The 12,977-nt window shown below is 64.1% G+C and carries 15 protein-coding genes; 4 read left to right on the forward strand and 11 right to left on the reverse strand.

All coding sequences use genetic code 11. From position 1 onward, the window contains the following. Positions 1-179 precede the first annotated feature (179 nt). Positions 180-599: a nuclear transport factor 2 family protein gene (locus AC0L3J_RS06950; RefSeq protein WP_473346568.1), complete on the reverse strand. Its 420-nt coding sequence runs from the start codon at positions 597-599 to the stop codon at positions 180-182. 143 nt (positions 600-742) lie between these two features. Here AC0L3J_RS06950 and AC0L3J_RS06955 point away from each other — a divergent pair, with 143 nt between their 5' ends. Both AC0L3J_RS06955 and AC0L3J_RS06960 read left to right on the forward strand, forming a co-directional pair. Continuing rightward, positions 743-1,981, forward strand: coding sequence for an amidohydrolase family protein (locus AC0L3J_RS06955; protein ID WP_473346569.1), 1,239 nt, complete (start codon positions 743-745; stop codon positions 1,979-1,981). A 213-nt stretch (positions 1,982-2,194) separates the two neighbouring features. Then, complete coding sequence (locus AC0L3J_RS06960) at positions 2,195-2,506, forward strand: hypothetical protein (protein ID WP_473346570.1); 312 nt, start codon at positions 2,195-2,197, stop codon at positions 2,504-2,506. Between the two features lie 12 nt (positions 2,507-2,518). Here AC0L3J_RS06960 and AC0L3J_RS06965 read toward each other — a convergent pair whose 3' ends face one another. Genes AC0L3J_RS06965 through AC0L3J_RS06995 form a run of 7 tightly spaced genes read right to left on the reverse strand, consistent with a single transcriptional unit; the run spans position 2,519 to position 8,687 of the window. Next, a complete protein-coding gene (locus AC0L3J_RS06965) occupies positions 2,519-3,442 on the reverse strand; it encodes a DUF1932 domain-containing protein (RefSeq protein WP_473346571.1) in 924 nt (307 codons plus the stop codon). Further along, positions 3,442-4,311 carry a substrate-binding domain-containing protein gene (locus AC0L3J_RS06970; RefSeq protein WP_473346572.1) on the reverse strand — a complete coding sequence of 290 codons (870 nt, stop codon included), beginning with the start codon at positions 4,309-4,311 and terminating at the stop codon, positions 3,442-3,444. The genes AC0L3J_RS06965 and AC0L3J_RS06970 overlap by 1 nt, the downstream gene beginning before the upstream one ends. Before the next feature lie 19 nt (positions 4,312-4,330). Then, the gene (locus tag AC0L3J_RS06975) at positions 4,331-5,014 is read right to left on the reverse strand and encodes a 4-carboxy-4-hydroxy-2-oxoadipate aldolase/oxaloacetate decarboxylase (RefSeq protein ID WP_473346573.1); all 684 of its coding nucleotides are present in this window, start codon (positions 5,012-5,014) and stop codon (positions 4,331-4,333) included. Beyond that, positions 5,011-5,724: a PIG-L deacetylase family protein gene (locus AC0L3J_RS06980; RefSeq protein WP_473346574.1), complete on the reverse strand. Its 714-nt coding sequence runs from the start codon at positions 5,722-5,724 to the stop codon at positions 5,011-5,013. The genes AC0L3J_RS06975 and AC0L3J_RS06980 overlap by 4 nt, the downstream gene beginning before the upstream one ends. Positions 5,725-5,763: 39 nt before the next feature. Then, a complete protein-coding gene (dctA, locus tag AC0L3J_RS06985) occupies positions 5,764-7,065 on the reverse strand; it encodes a C4-dicarboxylate transporter DctA (protein WP_473346575.1) in 1,302 nt (433 codons plus the stop codon). Then, complete coding sequence (locus tag AC0L3J_RS06990; protein WP_473346576.1) at positions 7,062-7,946, reverse strand: amidohydrolase family protein; 885 nt, start codon at positions 7,944-7,946, stop codon at positions 7,062-7,064. The genes dctA and AC0L3J_RS06990 overlap by 4 nt, the downstream gene beginning before the upstream one ends. 30 nt (positions 7,947-7,976) lie before the next feature. Further along, positions 7,977-8,687, reverse strand: a complete 711-nt coding sequence (locus tag AC0L3J_RS06995; protein WP_473346577.1) for a TetR/AcrR family transcriptional regulator — start codon at positions 8,685-8,687, stop codon at positions 7,977-7,979. Positions 8,688-8,802: 115 nt separating this feature from the next. Between AC0L3J_RS06995 and AC0L3J_RS07000 the strand changes: the two genes are divergently transcribed. Beyond that, positions 8,803-9,783 carry a tripartite tricarboxylate transporter substrate binding protein gene (locus tag AC0L3J_RS07000; RefSeq protein WP_473346578.1) on the forward strand — a complete coding sequence of 327 codons (981 nt, stop codon included), beginning with the start codon at positions 8,803-8,805 and terminating at the stop codon, positions 9,781-9,783. 80 nt (positions 9,784-9,863) lie between these two features. On the opposite strand, the gene AC0L3J_RS07005 is transcribed toward AC0L3J_RS07000, so the two are convergent. Next, entirely contained in the window at positions 9,864-11,012 is a 1,149-nt protein-coding gene (locus AC0L3J_RS07005; RefSeq protein ID WP_473346579.1) for a mechanosensitive ion channel family protein, read from the reverse strand. Positions 11,013-11,139: 127 nt separating this feature from the next. Between AC0L3J_RS07005 and AC0L3J_RS07010 the strand changes: the two genes are divergently transcribed. Continuing rightward, positions 11,140-12,390, forward strand: coding sequence for a DUF763 domain-containing protein (locus tag AC0L3J_RS07010; RefSeq protein WP_473346580.1), 1,251 nt, complete (start codon positions 11,140-11,142; stop codon positions 12,388-12,390). Positions 12,391-12,427: 37 nt separating this feature from the next. Here AC0L3J_RS07010 and AC0L3J_RS07015 read toward each other — a convergent pair whose 3' ends face one another. Further along, positions 12,428-12,670, reverse strand: a complete 243-nt coding sequence (locus AC0L3J_RS07015; RefSeq protein WP_027517324.1) for a hypothetical protein — start codon at positions 12,668-12,670, stop codon at positions 12,428-12,430. 34 nt (positions 12,671-12,704) lie between these two features. Next, positions 12,705-12,968: a hypothetical protein gene (locus tag AC0L3J_RS07020; protein WP_473346581.1), complete on the reverse strand. Its 264-nt coding sequence runs from the start codon at positions 12,966-12,968 to the stop codon at positions 12,705-12,707. Positions 12,969-12,977 lie beyond the last annotated feature (9 nt).

Raw genomic sequence — 12,977 nt, forward strand, 5'->3', positions numbered from 1 at the left:
TGGGAACTCCTCGAGGAGGCTCGCGCCTCCATGCCGGGCGCAGCAATCGCACCGTTGATAGCGCAGGCCCGCGACAGCCGCCACACGAGCTTGCATCTATCAGCTATCGCGGCTTGCGATATGTTGACCGGCCCTTTTGTCCGCCTGGAGTCGAGGCGCCTCAAGCGCCAGGATGGCTGTTACGCGTCGATGCCGCGCTGGACCAGGATCCGCTCGGCGCTGTCGTTCCAGACGTCCATCTTGGTGATCTGGCCATTCCGGACCAGGAAGCGGTCGACGTAGCGGTTGCCCTCGAACGCGGTCCCATCCATCCATTCGCCGTAGAGCGTGCCGACGCTATAGACCACGGTCTCGCCGTCGCCGGGGCAGACGTCGAACCGATCCATCTTCTTCTTGACCCAGCGGTAGCGCTTGGCGTTGAACCCGGTCGGGCCCCGCGGATGATCGAACTCGCGCCCGCCGGTAAAGGTGATCACCGTGCCCGGCGCCATATAGGCCGCCGCGGCGTCCGGATCGGGGATCATCGACGCCGTGAGATAGGCTTCAACGATCTCGGCGTCGGACGACGGACCGGCTTCGGCTTTTGCGGCAGCGGACATGGCTCATTCTCCCGGGCTTGCGGAATACTAACGCCGCTGTCGGAGAATACGTGCATATATTTTGAACGTTTCCATCGCTACACTGCCGACAATCTGGAGCCGCCAAACGCGGCCGAATGCACTAAATTCCTTCCGCAAGAGCCATGACCGCGCAACCCGCCTTTGACCTCATCTTTCGCAACGCCTTGCTGCGTGGTGCCGCCGACCCGATGGATATCGGCGTCACGCGTGGCCGGATCACCGCCATCGAACCCACGCTCGCCTGCGAGGCCGTCGAAGTCGATGTCGGCGGGCGTCTCGCCCTGCCCGGCTTCGTCGACAGCCACATCCATCTCGACAAGGCCTGCCTGCTCGGCCGCTGCGGGCATGATCACGGCAGCGTCTCGGAAGCGATCCGCGCCGTCTCCGGGATGAAGAAGGATTTCTCGGTCGAGGACGTCTACGCGCGCGGCGCCCGGGTGCTCGAACGTGCCATCGTCCACGGCACCACGCGCATGCGAACCCACGTCGAGATCGATCCGCGCATCGGCTTGCGCGGCTTCGAGGCGGTGAAGGCGCTGAAGCGTGACTTTGCCTGGGCGATCGACCTGTCGCTCTGTGTCTTTCCGCAGGAAGGCCTCACCAACGATCCCGGCAGCGGGGAGCTGCTGATCCAGGCGCTGCGCGACGGCGGCGAGGTGATCGGCGGCTGTCCCTATACGGACACGGACCCGAACGCCCATCTCACACGCATCTTCGACCTCGCCGAGGCGTTCGACGTGGACGTCGATCTCCATCTCGATTTCGATCTCGATCCGTCCTGGTGGCACCTCGACGAGGTCTGCCGGCAGACCGAGCGGCGCAACTACGGGGGGCGCGTGGCAATCGGCCATGCGACGAAACTCTCCGCACTGCCACCGGAGCGGCTGAAGGCCGCCACCGCGCAGCTGGTGAAGGCCGGCGTTGCCGTCACCGTGCTGCCGGCAACCGATCTCTATCTGATGGGGCGCGAGGCGACCCACAACGCGCCGCGCGGGCTGACGCTCGCCCACAAGCTCGCCGGCGAAGGCGTGGTGTGCTCGATCGCGACCAACAACGTGCTCAATCCCTTCACGCCGTTCGGTGATGCCTCACTGCTGCGAATGGCGAATTTCTACGCCAACGTCGCGCATGCCTCGGTCAACGACTTCGATACCTGCCTTGATCTCGTGACCGAGCTGCCGGCGCGGCTGATGAACCTTCTGGATTACGGCATCGAGGTTGGGAATCCAGCCGATCTCGTCGTGCTCGACACGCAAGACAGCCGCTTCGCCATCGCCGAGCTGCCGGATATCGTGATGGGCTTCAAGAGCGGCCGGCAGACTTTTGCGCGTCAACGGCCCACTCTGTTCAGTCCTGGCTGATCCGCTCTCGATGCATATCTGCATTGAAGGGCGGCTTATTTCCGAGCAGCTTCCGTTCGATGTTACCGCTCATCGTTCCGCAATTCCAAATCCGGTAGATTCCCGGATAGTAGATTCTTGCTGATTCTCGATAGCTGCGCGCATTGCAAGTCCCGCGGTGCCGGTCATAGTAGGACCGGCACTGATGTCTGCATTCAACGGGGAAGCATCGACATGTTCAGCGCATTCAGCGGCATCGACACTCACTCCATTCGAGCAAGAACGCCCGGCGAGGCCGCCGTGAAGCGGCTCGACGGCATCGGGCACGTCCTGTCGGACCTCGATCTGGCGGGCGTCCGGACACAGGATGACCTGACGCGCATGCTCCTGACGCTCGATACCGCCGACAAGTGTATTCGGTCGATCCGCGCTGAATTCCGGACCGAAGTCGCGAACGATCGGCTAGCCCGCAAGGCCGAAGACTTGATGGAGTTGATCGAACGCGCCCGCGACGAGCTCACAGGCTCTCGCACGGCAAAGTCCTGAGCAGGAGCCACCCTATTTCTCGCGATTGATCTTCGCCAGGATTCGGTCCGCCTCGGTGCGCCAATCAGCGCTTCGGGCGAACTCCTCGGTACCTTTCATTCCGAACAGACCCTCATCGGCAAGGTCCGCCACCCAGGCCTGCCGCTCGGCGGTGCCCTGCGCGGACCACGGCGTCAGCCCCGCTTCACGCACGGTCTCGGCGACCTCGCGGACTTCCTCGGCGCGGCGGCGGCCATGCTCGATCACGCGCTGGAAGCAATAAGCGCCCTGCTTCTCCCAATCGATCGTGGGAAAGGTTTCCGCCAGCGAAGCCAATACCGCATCCTCGACGCCATAGGCGCGCGCGGTGGTGAAGCTTTCGATGACCATGGCCTCCAGGCCCTTGATCATGATACTGCGACACATCTTCACCGCCGATGAAACACCGAGCTTGTCGCTCGCAACCTTTGCCGCAAAACCGATCGCGTTCAAGAGCGGCTCCAGCTCCCTGGCGCCGGGACCGCCGAGCAGCAGCGGCACCTTGATGCGATAAGGCGGCACCGACGTCATCACCGCGCCCTCGACATAGCGTCCGGCGGCGCCATCGATCAGCGCGGCGGCGCGCTGCTTGGCGCCGGGAGACGCCGAATTGAAATCCAGGAACCAGGTGCCCTGATTGATTGCGGCCGCGCAGGCCTTTGCCACCGGCACGTCCTGGCTCGCCGTGACCGCGGAGATGATGAAATCGGATTTGGCGGTGAGCTCGGCGTGAGACGCTGCCAGCGCCACACCGAATTTCGCCGCATGCTCCACCAGCGGTGCGCCCTGCTCGCCGCCGAGTTTGATGTCAAAGGCTGAAACCTTGATGTCCTGCTGGCGCAAATCCTCGGCCAGGATCCTGCCGACCTCGCCGTAACCGACCAATCCGATCTGCCATCGCTTGGGATCGCCCGCCATTAGTTCAGTCCTCGCATTGTCTCGTCGAACAGCTCCTCGACCGCATAACGGCGCGGGATCAGCGCCTGCTGGAAGGCGTAGTCGACGATCAGCTCCAGCGGCTTCCTGTTCGCCTCGATTCCGAACGGAACGAGATCGGGCGTCGCCGCAGGCCCCATCCGGGTCTTGTTCCGCTTGAGCAGATCATAGACGCCCGCGACCACGTCAGGACGCGATTTCGCCAGCTGCTCGGTCACGACCACGAGATGGTTGACCGGCACGACACCGCGACGCGCGTACCATTTGGCGGCTTCCGCGGCCGGATCGGGGAATAGCGTCTTCAGCTTGGGATCATTGGAGGCCTCGCCGAGGACGGCGTCGAGCTCGCCGTCGAGCAGCATCTGGAGGATCTTCTTGTCCTTCGGCGCGCGCTCGGTGGTGTCGACATATTCGGCGACATGCGGATCTTCGAACGTGACCCAGCGGATCTTGTCGAGATTGACGCCGTGGTCGTTGGCGAGGATGCCCCTGATCCAGGCTCCGGTGGTGGTCGTGAAGGAGCGGATGCCGACGCGCTTGCCTTCCAGATCGGACGGCCCAAGCGTTCCACGCGCAGGATTATAGAGCGCGTAGGAATGCTGGAAACGGCCGAGCATGGCGGCAGGCAGCAGCACGAGCGGCTTGCCATGCGCCTTCGCCATCAGATAGGTCACGATCGCCATCTCGCAGACGTCGAAGGCCTGCTCGCGCACCATCGGCTTGAACGCCGTGTTGGTCGGCGTGTACGCGATGAAATCGAGATCGAAGAGGTCGGAACGGAGCTCGCCGCTCTTCACCGCCTGGACATGGGGGTGACTGCCGAGCACGGTCTTCAGCTTGAGACGATCCATCGGCCCGCTCCGCTTCTCTTCACACATCCTCGGGATTGTCGACATAGACGAGCCCGGCTTTCGCCAAGGCCTCACGCATGCCGTACATGTCGAGGCCCAGCTCGCCCGAAGCCAGCCGCTTGCGCTTGCCGCCTTCGTCCGCGTTGCGCTTCTTCGCCTTCTCGGCGACCTCGGCGGCGTAGCGCTTCGGCACCACCACGACGCCGTCGTCATCGGCCACGATGATGTCGCCGGGATCGACATTGACGCCGGCGCAGACCACGGGGACGTTAACCGAGCCGAGCGTGGCCTTGACCGTGCCCTTGGCCGAAACCGCGCGCGACCAGACCGGAAACTTCATCTCGTGCAGCGCCCTGACGTCGCGGCAGCCGGCATCTATGATCAGCCCCTGCACGCCACGCGCCTGCAGCGAGGTCGCGAGCAGCTCGCCGAACATGCCGTCGGTGTTGTCGGCGGTACAGCCGACGACGAGGATGTCGCCCTTTCTGCACTGCTCGACCGCGACATGGATCATCCAGTTGTCGCCCGGCTGCGCCAGCACGGTGACGGCGGGACCGGCAATCGCGGCGCCAGCCCAGACCGGCCGCAGATACGGCTTCATCAGGCCGATGCGGCCATAGGCCTCGTGCACGGTCGAGACGCCGTACTCCGCCATGGCGGCGGGATCGGCACGCTCAATGTTGCGAACGACGACCGGCTTCATGCCAGCTCCTCCGCAACCGTCGGAAACAGGCGCTGATAGGCCTCGCCATACGTCATGGGCACGCCGGTGTTGCGGCTGCCCTGAATGCCGCGATTGAGCGCGACGCGCTCGTAATAGCCCCACAGATGCTTCTGCGCGGCGAGGATCTGGAATGCCTCATACTTCTCCTTCCAGACCTCGTCGATCTTGAGCAGCAAGTCCGGCTTGTAATTGCACTGCTCGGGCTGGTGTGGCTCGAACAGGAAGACCGGGGGTGCGGAGTATTTGTACTGCGCACCGGGCTTGTGGCCCATGGCCTGCGCGACCACGCGGGTTTCCTGCGCGAAATGCGCCGCGTTCGGATGGTCGAAATTATAGGGATCCTCCAGCGCATGCGTCAGCACGAAGCTCGGATTGAGCTCGCGGTAGATGTCGACCATGCGGTCGAAATGCGCTTCCGTCAGTTTCAGCGGATAGTCGCCGCAATCGAAGAACTCGATCTCGGCGCCGAGCAGCTTGGCCGCGCGCTCCGCCTCATCCTTGCGGCCGGCCTTGACTGACTCCAGCGTCGGACCCTTTTCCTTCCAGGCGAACTGGCTCTCGCCACGTTCGCCGAAGGACAAGCAGACAATCTTCATGCGATAGCCCTTCTTCGCATGAAGCGCGATGGCGCCGCCGGCGCGCCAGACGAAATCGCCCGGATGGGCCGTGATCACGAGACCTGTTTTCATGGGACAAATTCCCCTCTTTCGTTCGTCAACGTCATCGGTTCATCGAGTCGCGACAGCGGAGTCCTCGCCGTCGAGCACGCGCTTCAGGCGGTCGGCATCAAGCGCGCCTTCCCATTTGGCAATCGCGATCGTCGCGACAGCGTTCCCGATCAGATTGGTCGGCGTCAGTCCCTGCGACATCAGGCGGTGGATGCCGAGCACGAGCGCCACGCTCGTCACCGGAATGCTGCCAGTGGCGGACAGCGTTGCCGCCAGCACGACGAAGGCGGCGCCCGCGATTCCCGCCGCGCCCTTGGAGGTCACGAGCAGGATCAAAAGCAGCTCGATCTGCTCGGCGAGCCCGAACGGCGTGTTGGTCGCCTGCGCCAGGAACACCGAGGCGGCGGCAAGGTAGAGGCAGGTGCCGTCGAGATTGAAGGAATAGCCGGTCGGGATCACCAGCCCAACGACGCTGCGCTCGCAGCCGGCCTGCTCCAGCTTGGTCAGCATGCGCGGCAGCACCGTCTCGGACGATGTCGTGGCGATGCAGATGAGGAGCTCTTCCCAGATGTAGCGGATCAGCTTGAGCAGCGAGAAGCCGCACAGCCGCGCGACCGGGCCGAGCGCCACGATGATAAAGATCACGCAGGTGAGATAGAAGCCGCCGAGCAGCTTGCCGAGCGAGGCCAGCGAGCCCACGCCGAACTTGCCGACCGTGAAGGCGATGGCACCGAAGGCGCCGATCGGCGCGGCCCACATCACGAATCCGACGACGGTGAATACCATCTTGGCGGCGATATCGATGAGATTGACCAACGGCGCGGCGCGCTCGCCGAGCTGCACCAGCGCAAACCCGCACAGGACGGCGATGAAGAGCACCTGGAGGATGTTGCCCTCGGCAAAGGCGCCGACGAACGTCACGGGCACGATGTTCATCAGGAACGGCACGAAGCCGATCACGCCGGTCTGCTTGACATAGGGCTCGATCGCGCTGGCGTTGATGCTGGCGGGATCGATGTTCATGCCGACGCCGGGCTTGAGCACGTTCACCGCGATGAGGCCGATGATCAGCGCGATCGTGGTCATGATCTCGAAATAGACGATTGCCTTGACGGCGACGCGCCCCACCCGCGCCATGTCGGCCATATGCGCGATGCCATGGACGACCGTGCAGAAGATGATCGGCGCGATGAGCATCCGAATCGCCTTGATGAAGGCGTCGCCAAGCGGCTGCATCCTGGCGCCCGCCTCGGGATTGACGATCCCAAGCGCGACGCCGGCCGCCATGGCGATGAGCACCTGGATCCAGAGCTCCTTCCACCAGGCGCGGCCGCGTGGCTTGTCGATCGCAAGCGCCGTCATTGATCGAACTCGAACAGGCGCGCCGGATTATCGACGAGGATCTTCTGCTGATACTCCGGCTCCGGCGCGAACAGCGGGATCAGGTCGACGAGATCGCCGTCATTCGGCATCGCCTTGACGTTGGGGTGCGGCCAATCTGTGCCCCAGATGACCCGGTCGGGCGCGGTCTCGACGATCTTTCGTGCGAACGGCACGGCGTCGGTGAACGGCGGACCGCTGGAGGACACCCGCTCTGAGCCGCAGATCTTGACCCAGCACTTCTCGTCGCGCTGCATCAGCTCGATCAGGATCTTGAACGGCAATTGATCGAGCCCTTCGGACGCCTTCACCCGTCCCATATGGTCGATCGTGTAGCTCAGCGGCAGCCTTGTCAGCGTGTCGGCATATTCGGGCAGGTCGATCGCGTCGAAATGCAGGTCGATGTGCCAGCCGAGCGGCGCGACCATCGCGACGATACGGTCGAACCCCCGCTTATCGGGAACGCCGCCGAGATGGCGGACGAAATTGAAGCGGCAACCGCGGAAGCCGCCCTCGTGCAGCACGCGGAGCGCGGGCTCGGTGATGGTGTCGTCGATATTGGCAACCGCGCGATAGGCGCCGTTGCTCTGCGCGATGGCATCGAGCGCCACCATATTATCGGTGCCGTGCACACTGGCATTGACGATGACGGCACGTCCGACGCCGAGCTTGGCATGTAGCGTGCGGAAATCCGCGAGCGGCGCATCCGGCGGCGTGTAAGAACGGTCCGGCGCGTAAGGGTATTTCGCGCCGGGCCCGAAGATGTGGCAATGCGAATCGCAAGCCAGCTTCGGCAGCTTGAACTTCGGCGTGCGCGTGTTTGGATCGGGCGGCGGGATGGTCGGCGTGTACATCATTGCCATCAGATAAAACCGCCGAACGAGACCGCTTGTTCAAGTCTTGCTGCTGACGACCGGTCGTCGCCGTGCCGGCGCGGCCTGATCGAGTGCCGGCGCCTGGAACGCGGCCACGGTGGCTTGCACCAATTGCTCGATGGCGCTTGCGGCATCGCTACCGTCGGCCTCGCCGCGCGACAGGCGCGAGACGCGATCCGGCGTCACCAGCGAATAATAGAGTGCGCCAAGCAGGAAGTGGCTGCGCCAGACGATATCAGTGCGCGGAACGTGCGGCAGGCTTTCGTGAACAGCATCGATGAAGGCATGGCTGGTGTCGTCAAAAGTCTGCGCGATAATTTTCCGCGCGACCTCATTGCCCTCCGCAGACATCACCGCGCGCAGCCGTGTGAACCGCGCCCCGCCGCCGGCAAGATCACTGCCCGAGGTGAAGGCCGGCACGACATAGGCCCGCACCACCGCTTCGAGCCGGTCCTGGAGATCACGCACGCGCTTGGCGGCCGTGAGCAGCTCGGAACGGCGCAAATTCATTGGCCCGCAATGGCGCCGGTAGATCTCCAGCAGCAGGCCGTCCTTGGTCTTGAAATGATAGGTGACGCTACCAGGATTGGCGCCCGCAGCCTGTGCAATATCGCGCACCGACACGGCGTTGAAGCCATTGGTGGCGAACAGCTCCTCGGCCGCGGCGAGGATAGCCTCGCGCATGTTCGGCTTGCGGGCTGTTTCCTTGCTGGCGGGGTTGCGCGTCATGTGATTTGTACTATCGTACAAAAGATCAGGTCTCGTCAACAAGAACCATGGGCGGCGTCCGGACGGCTCGAAAGACCGACGGTCCACACGCAATGCTCGCAAGGAGTGCTGGAAAATGCTGGGTTTGAACAAGAAGATCGGCGGTTTGATGCTGGGTGCCGGTCTGCTGCTGGGAGGCGGCGCCGCGCAGGCGGCCGACAGCTATCCGAGCAAGCCGGTTCACATCCTGGTGCCCTACGCTGCCGGCGGCGCGGTCGACGTGCTCGCGCGCACGCTCGGACAGGCATTGGCGAAAACCTGGGGCCAGCAGCCGGTGATCGACAACCGTCCCGGCGCCGGCGGCATCGTCGCCTCGCAGGCACTGACGCAAGCCGCCCCCGACGGCTACACGCTGATCCTGGTTGCGAGCGGTCATCCCCTCAACCAGTTCATCTATCCGAGCGTGCCCTACGATACGTTTAGGGATTTTACCGCGATCACCGAAGTCGCCTCCTCGCCGCTGGCGATCGTCGTCGCCAAGGACAGCCCTTACAAGACGCTCGGCGATCTCCTCGCTGCGGCGAAGAAGGAGCCGGACAAGCTCTCCTACGGCATGTCCGGCAACGGCACCTCGGCGCATCTCGCCGGTGAGCTGTTGAAATACATGTCCGGCACCAAGATTGTGGCGATCCCCTACAAGGGCGGCGCCCCCGCGCTGACCGCTGTGATCGCCGGCGACATCCCGCTCAGCATCAATCCACTTGCGGAAGCCATCAGCCAGATCGAAGGCGGCCCGGTGCGCGCGCTCGCGGTGACCTCGGCCGAACGCTCCAAGGCGCTGCCCAATGTTCCGACCGTCGCCGAGTCCGGCGTGCCGGGTTACGACGTCTCCGTCTGGTGGGGCGTTCTCGGCCCGGCAAAAATGCCGCCGGAGATCGTGGCGAAGCTCGAAAGCGATCTGAAGGCGGCGTTGCAGGACCCGAACGTACTGTCGACACTCGGCAAGATCGGCGCGGCCCCGGTCGGTTCTTCGTCGAGGGAATTCGACGCCTATATGCATGCCGAGGCGACCAAATGGGCGCCGGTGCTGAAGGCTGCGGACATCCGCGCGCAGTGAGGTGCTTCACATGAGAACCGGCGCGCTGGACACGATCCAGCGCCAGGCCGGCTTGCGCGGCGCCACGAAGGCGACGTAGGTCAATTGCGTGCGCTCGCCCGCATCTTCTCCGGCGGCGCGGCACGCGGCACGAAATCGGCGTCATCGTCGCCTCCTCCCGACGGGATCAGGATCGCGCGCTCGCGCGGCAGCGCTTCCGGCATCTCGTCGCGGATGAAGGCGATGAGCTTCTCTCTCATCTCGCAGCGCAGGTCCCAGGACTGCGGCGCATTCCTGGCGCTGACGAGGGCGCGGAGCTCGATGGTGCGCGAATCCGCGTCAACCACCTGGAGATTGACCACCTCGCCGTCCCAGAGCTTGGACTCCTTCACTGCTTCTTCCAGCCAGCGCCGGATCCGCGGCACGTCGGCACGATAATCGACATGGAACGCAATCACGCCGATCAGGGACGCGGTGTCGCGGGTCCAGTTCTGGAATGGCTTTTCGATAAAATAAGACAGCGGCACCACCATGCGGCGCCAGTCCCACAGCCGGATCACCACATAGGTCGAGGCGATGTCCTCGACCCAGCCCCACTCGTTCTCGATGATGACGGCATCCTCGATGCGGATCGGCTGGGTGATTGCGATCTGCATGCCCGCGATCAGATTGCTCAGCAGCGGCCGGGCGGCAAGACCAACGATGATACCCGCGGCACCGGCGGAGGCGAACAGGCTGACGCCATATTGCCTGACCGAGTCGAATGTCATCAGCGCGGTCGACACCGTGATGATGACAATGATGATATCGGTGACGCGCTTGAAGACGCGGACCTGGGTGACGTGCTTGCGCGCGACGAAATTCTCGGTGACGTCGCGAAAGTTCAGGAGATACCGTGCCGCGCTCATATCGACGATCCGGATCGAGATCCAGCCGATCAGCGCGATGAAGGCGACGACGAACAGGCGCGTCAGCGGCGTGCGGAAGGCATCGTCCAGCGGCGCGAGCGGCAGCACCAAGGCTACGGCGGCAAGACTGAGGGCCAACTGAGCAGGGCCAGCCGTGCGCTCGATGAACACGCTCACGAGCGGGAGACGGGTTCCGAAGGCGCGGTTGAACAGCCAAACCGAGAGGCGATAGATCGACAGGGCAATCAGGATCGCGCCAGCGACCAGACAGAGGCCGACGAACCACGACGGTATCCACCCGAACATCCTGTCGATGTCGGCCAAAAGGGTCTGCCGGTTCATTAAAGTCCCCGCATTTGCATTCGCGCTTGCCGTTCAACGCGTCGCAGCGTGGTTCGCTCCCCCGCTCAGTGCAATGCAGCATCCCTCTGGTGCAATCATCGCCGAACTGCGCTATTTCTGGTCAATCATGACTCGACGGACCGGCAGCGCCGATCTCCCCCTTCACACCGGCCGGGTTCCACCCTGGCTGGCGACCCGCATGTCGTCGCTGGGCGCGATCGTCACGCAAGCGATCGTGCATCACTACGGACGAGATGCATTCCTCCAGCGGCTCTCGCACCCGTTCTGGTTCCAGTCATTCGGGGCCGTGATGGGGATGGACTGGCACTCCTCGGGCATCACGACCTCCGTGATAGGCGCGTTGAAGCGGGGGTTAGGCCCGCTCCAGGATGAGCTCGGAATTTACGTCTGCGGCGGACGTGGCCAGCACTCGCGCAAGACCCCGGACGAACTGATGCAGCTCGGCGACCGCGTCGGCTTCGACGGCGCAAAGCTCACGCGTGCGAGTCGCCTCGTCGCGAAGGTCGACAGCGCCGCGGTCCAGGACGGCTTTGACCTTTACCTCCACGGCTTCTTCGTCACCGCCGATGCCAAATGGACCGTGGTGCAGCAGGGCATGAACGGCGACAAGCGACAGGCCCGCCGCTATCACTGGCATTCCGAGGCGCTGAAGAGTTTTGTCGATACCCCGCACAGCGCGATCGACGGGCCGCTGCAAGGCGAGATCGTCAATCTCACCGACCATCGCGCCGGTCTCTCGCGGAGCGCGCAGCTTGAGCTTCTGAGCGATCTCGGCCCGGATCGCATCCTTTCCGAATTCGAGCGGCTCACCGGGACTACGCCCGAGCCCGCGCAGGCGATGCTGCCGCACCTGATCATGCCGGCACATCACGACGTCCGGCCAAAAGATGTGTTCGCGCGGCGCCTGCACGGTACACTTGCCGCGGCGGCCGAGCGCGGCCCAGTCGACTTTCCGGAGCTGCTGCTGACGCCCGGCGTTGGCGCGCGTACCGTCCGCTCGCTGGCGATGGTCGCCGAAGTGGTGCACGGCGCGCCCTACCGCTTCAACGATCCCGCCCGCTTCTCGCTCGCCCACGGCGGCAAGGACCGGCATCCCTACCCTGTTCCAATCAAGGTCTATGACGAAACCATTCGCGTGCTGAAAGGGGCGATTCAGAACGCAAAGCTCGGACGCGAGGAAGAGATGCAAGCCGTCAAGCGCCTCGACGACCAGGCGCGGCGGCTGGAGCGCACCGCGCACGGACCATCTGTCGATGCGTTCATCGCCGGTGAGCGTGCGGCCTCACCCGATCTCGACGGCCGCTCAGTGTTCGGCTGGGAACGCGACCTGGCATCGACAAAAAAGCGGACCGGCTGAACACCGGTCCGCGAGTTGGTCGGGAGGAACGCCTCTCTCAGGTCTCGTCGGTGCCCGGCTCCTCGTCGAGCCGGTTGGCCGAGTGGTCCTGATATTGGTCGGTCTGGATCGACTTGCCGTCCATGCCGCGAATGTCCGAATGCTGCTTCTTGTCGCGGTTGGACAGGACCATGTTGTCGCCGATCTTGTCCTTGGGCACGTCCGTCATGGCGCCGGTGCCATCGCCCTTGCCGTGCATGCCCGATCTGAAATGCGTCTTGCTGCCATGACCACCTGGCATCTTTTTCTCCTCTTGCTTTGATCGCCCGTGAAGCTCAGTGCTTCTGCTGTGCCGGCGTCGGTTTCGGGGGCTTGTGTCCGCTTTGGCCGGAATCATTGTGCTTGTTGTGGTCGCTTTCCTGGTTGAGGCCGCCTCGGCTCACCGGAAATTCACTCTGCCGCGCCTCAGGTCGCGCGCGATGAACGGCCGTGTCCTCCGGATTGTGGCCGATCGCCTGGTCGAGCTCTCGCGCGTCTGGAACATCCGGCTTGCGCTCGAGGATGCGCACCTGTTGCTCGTGGGTCTTCTTGCCTTGCATGCTCGTCCT

This window comes from Bradyrhizobium sp. Kon37 (assembly GCF_055807535.1).

Coding starts and splice junctions, on each gene's coding strand:
- AC0L3J_RS06950 (WP_473346568.1), bottom strand. CDS start 599: ATGTCCGCTGCCGCAAAAGCCGAAGCCGGTCCGTCGTCCGACGCCGAG.
- AC0L3J_RS06955 (WP_473346569.1), top strand. CDS start 743: ATGACCGCGCAACCCGCCTTTGACCTCATCTTTCGCAACGCCTTGCTG.
- AC0L3J_RS06960 (WP_473346570.1), top strand. CDS start 2,195: ATGTTCAGCGCATTCAGCGGCATCGACACTCACTCCATTCGAGCAAGA.
- AC0L3J_RS06965 (WP_473346571.1), bottom strand. CDS start 3,442: ATGGCGGGCGATCCCAAGCGATGGCAGATCGGATTGGTCGGTTACGGC.
- AC0L3J_RS06970 (WP_473346572.1), bottom strand. CDS start 4,311: ATGGATCGTCTCAAGCTGAAGACCGTGCTCGGCAGTCACCCCCATGTC.
- AC0L3J_RS06975 (WP_473346573.1), bottom strand. CDS start 5,014: ATGAAGCCGGTCGTCGTTCGCAACATTGAGCGTGCCGATCCCGCCGCC.
- AC0L3J_RS06980 (WP_473346574.1), bottom strand. CDS start 5,724: ATGAAAACAGGTCTCGTGATCACGGCCCATCCGGGCGATTTCGTCTGG.
- dctA (WP_473346575.1), bottom strand. CDS start 7,065: ATGACGGCGCTTGCGATCGACAAGCCACGCGGCCGCGCCTGGTGGAAG.
- AC0L3J_RS06990 (WP_473346576.1), bottom strand. CDS start 7,946: ATGGCAATGATGTACACGCCGACCATCCCGCCGCCCGATCCAAACACG.
- AC0L3J_RS06995 (WP_473346577.1), bottom strand. CDS start 8,687: ATGACGCGCAACCCCGCCAGCAAGGAAACAGCCCGCAAGCCGAACATG.
- AC0L3J_RS07000 (WP_473346578.1), top strand. CDS start 8,803: ATGCTGGGTTTGAACAAGAAGATCGGCGGTTTGATGCTGGGTGCCGGT.
- AC0L3J_RS07005 (WP_473346579.1), bottom strand. CDS start 11,012: ATGAACCGGCAGACCCTTTTGGCCGACATCGACAGGATGTTCGGGTGG.
- AC0L3J_RS07010 (WP_473346580.1), top strand. CDS start 11,140: ATGACTCGACGGACCGGCAGCGCCGATCTCCCCCTTCACACCGGCCGG.
- AC0L3J_RS07015 (WP_027517324.1), bottom strand. CDS start 12,670: ATGCCAGGTGGTCATGGCAGCAAGACGCATTTCAGATCGGGCATGCAC.
- AC0L3J_RS07020 (WP_473346581.1), bottom strand. CDS start 12,968: ATGCAAGGCAAGAAGACCCACGAGCAACAGGTGCGCATCCTCGAGCGC.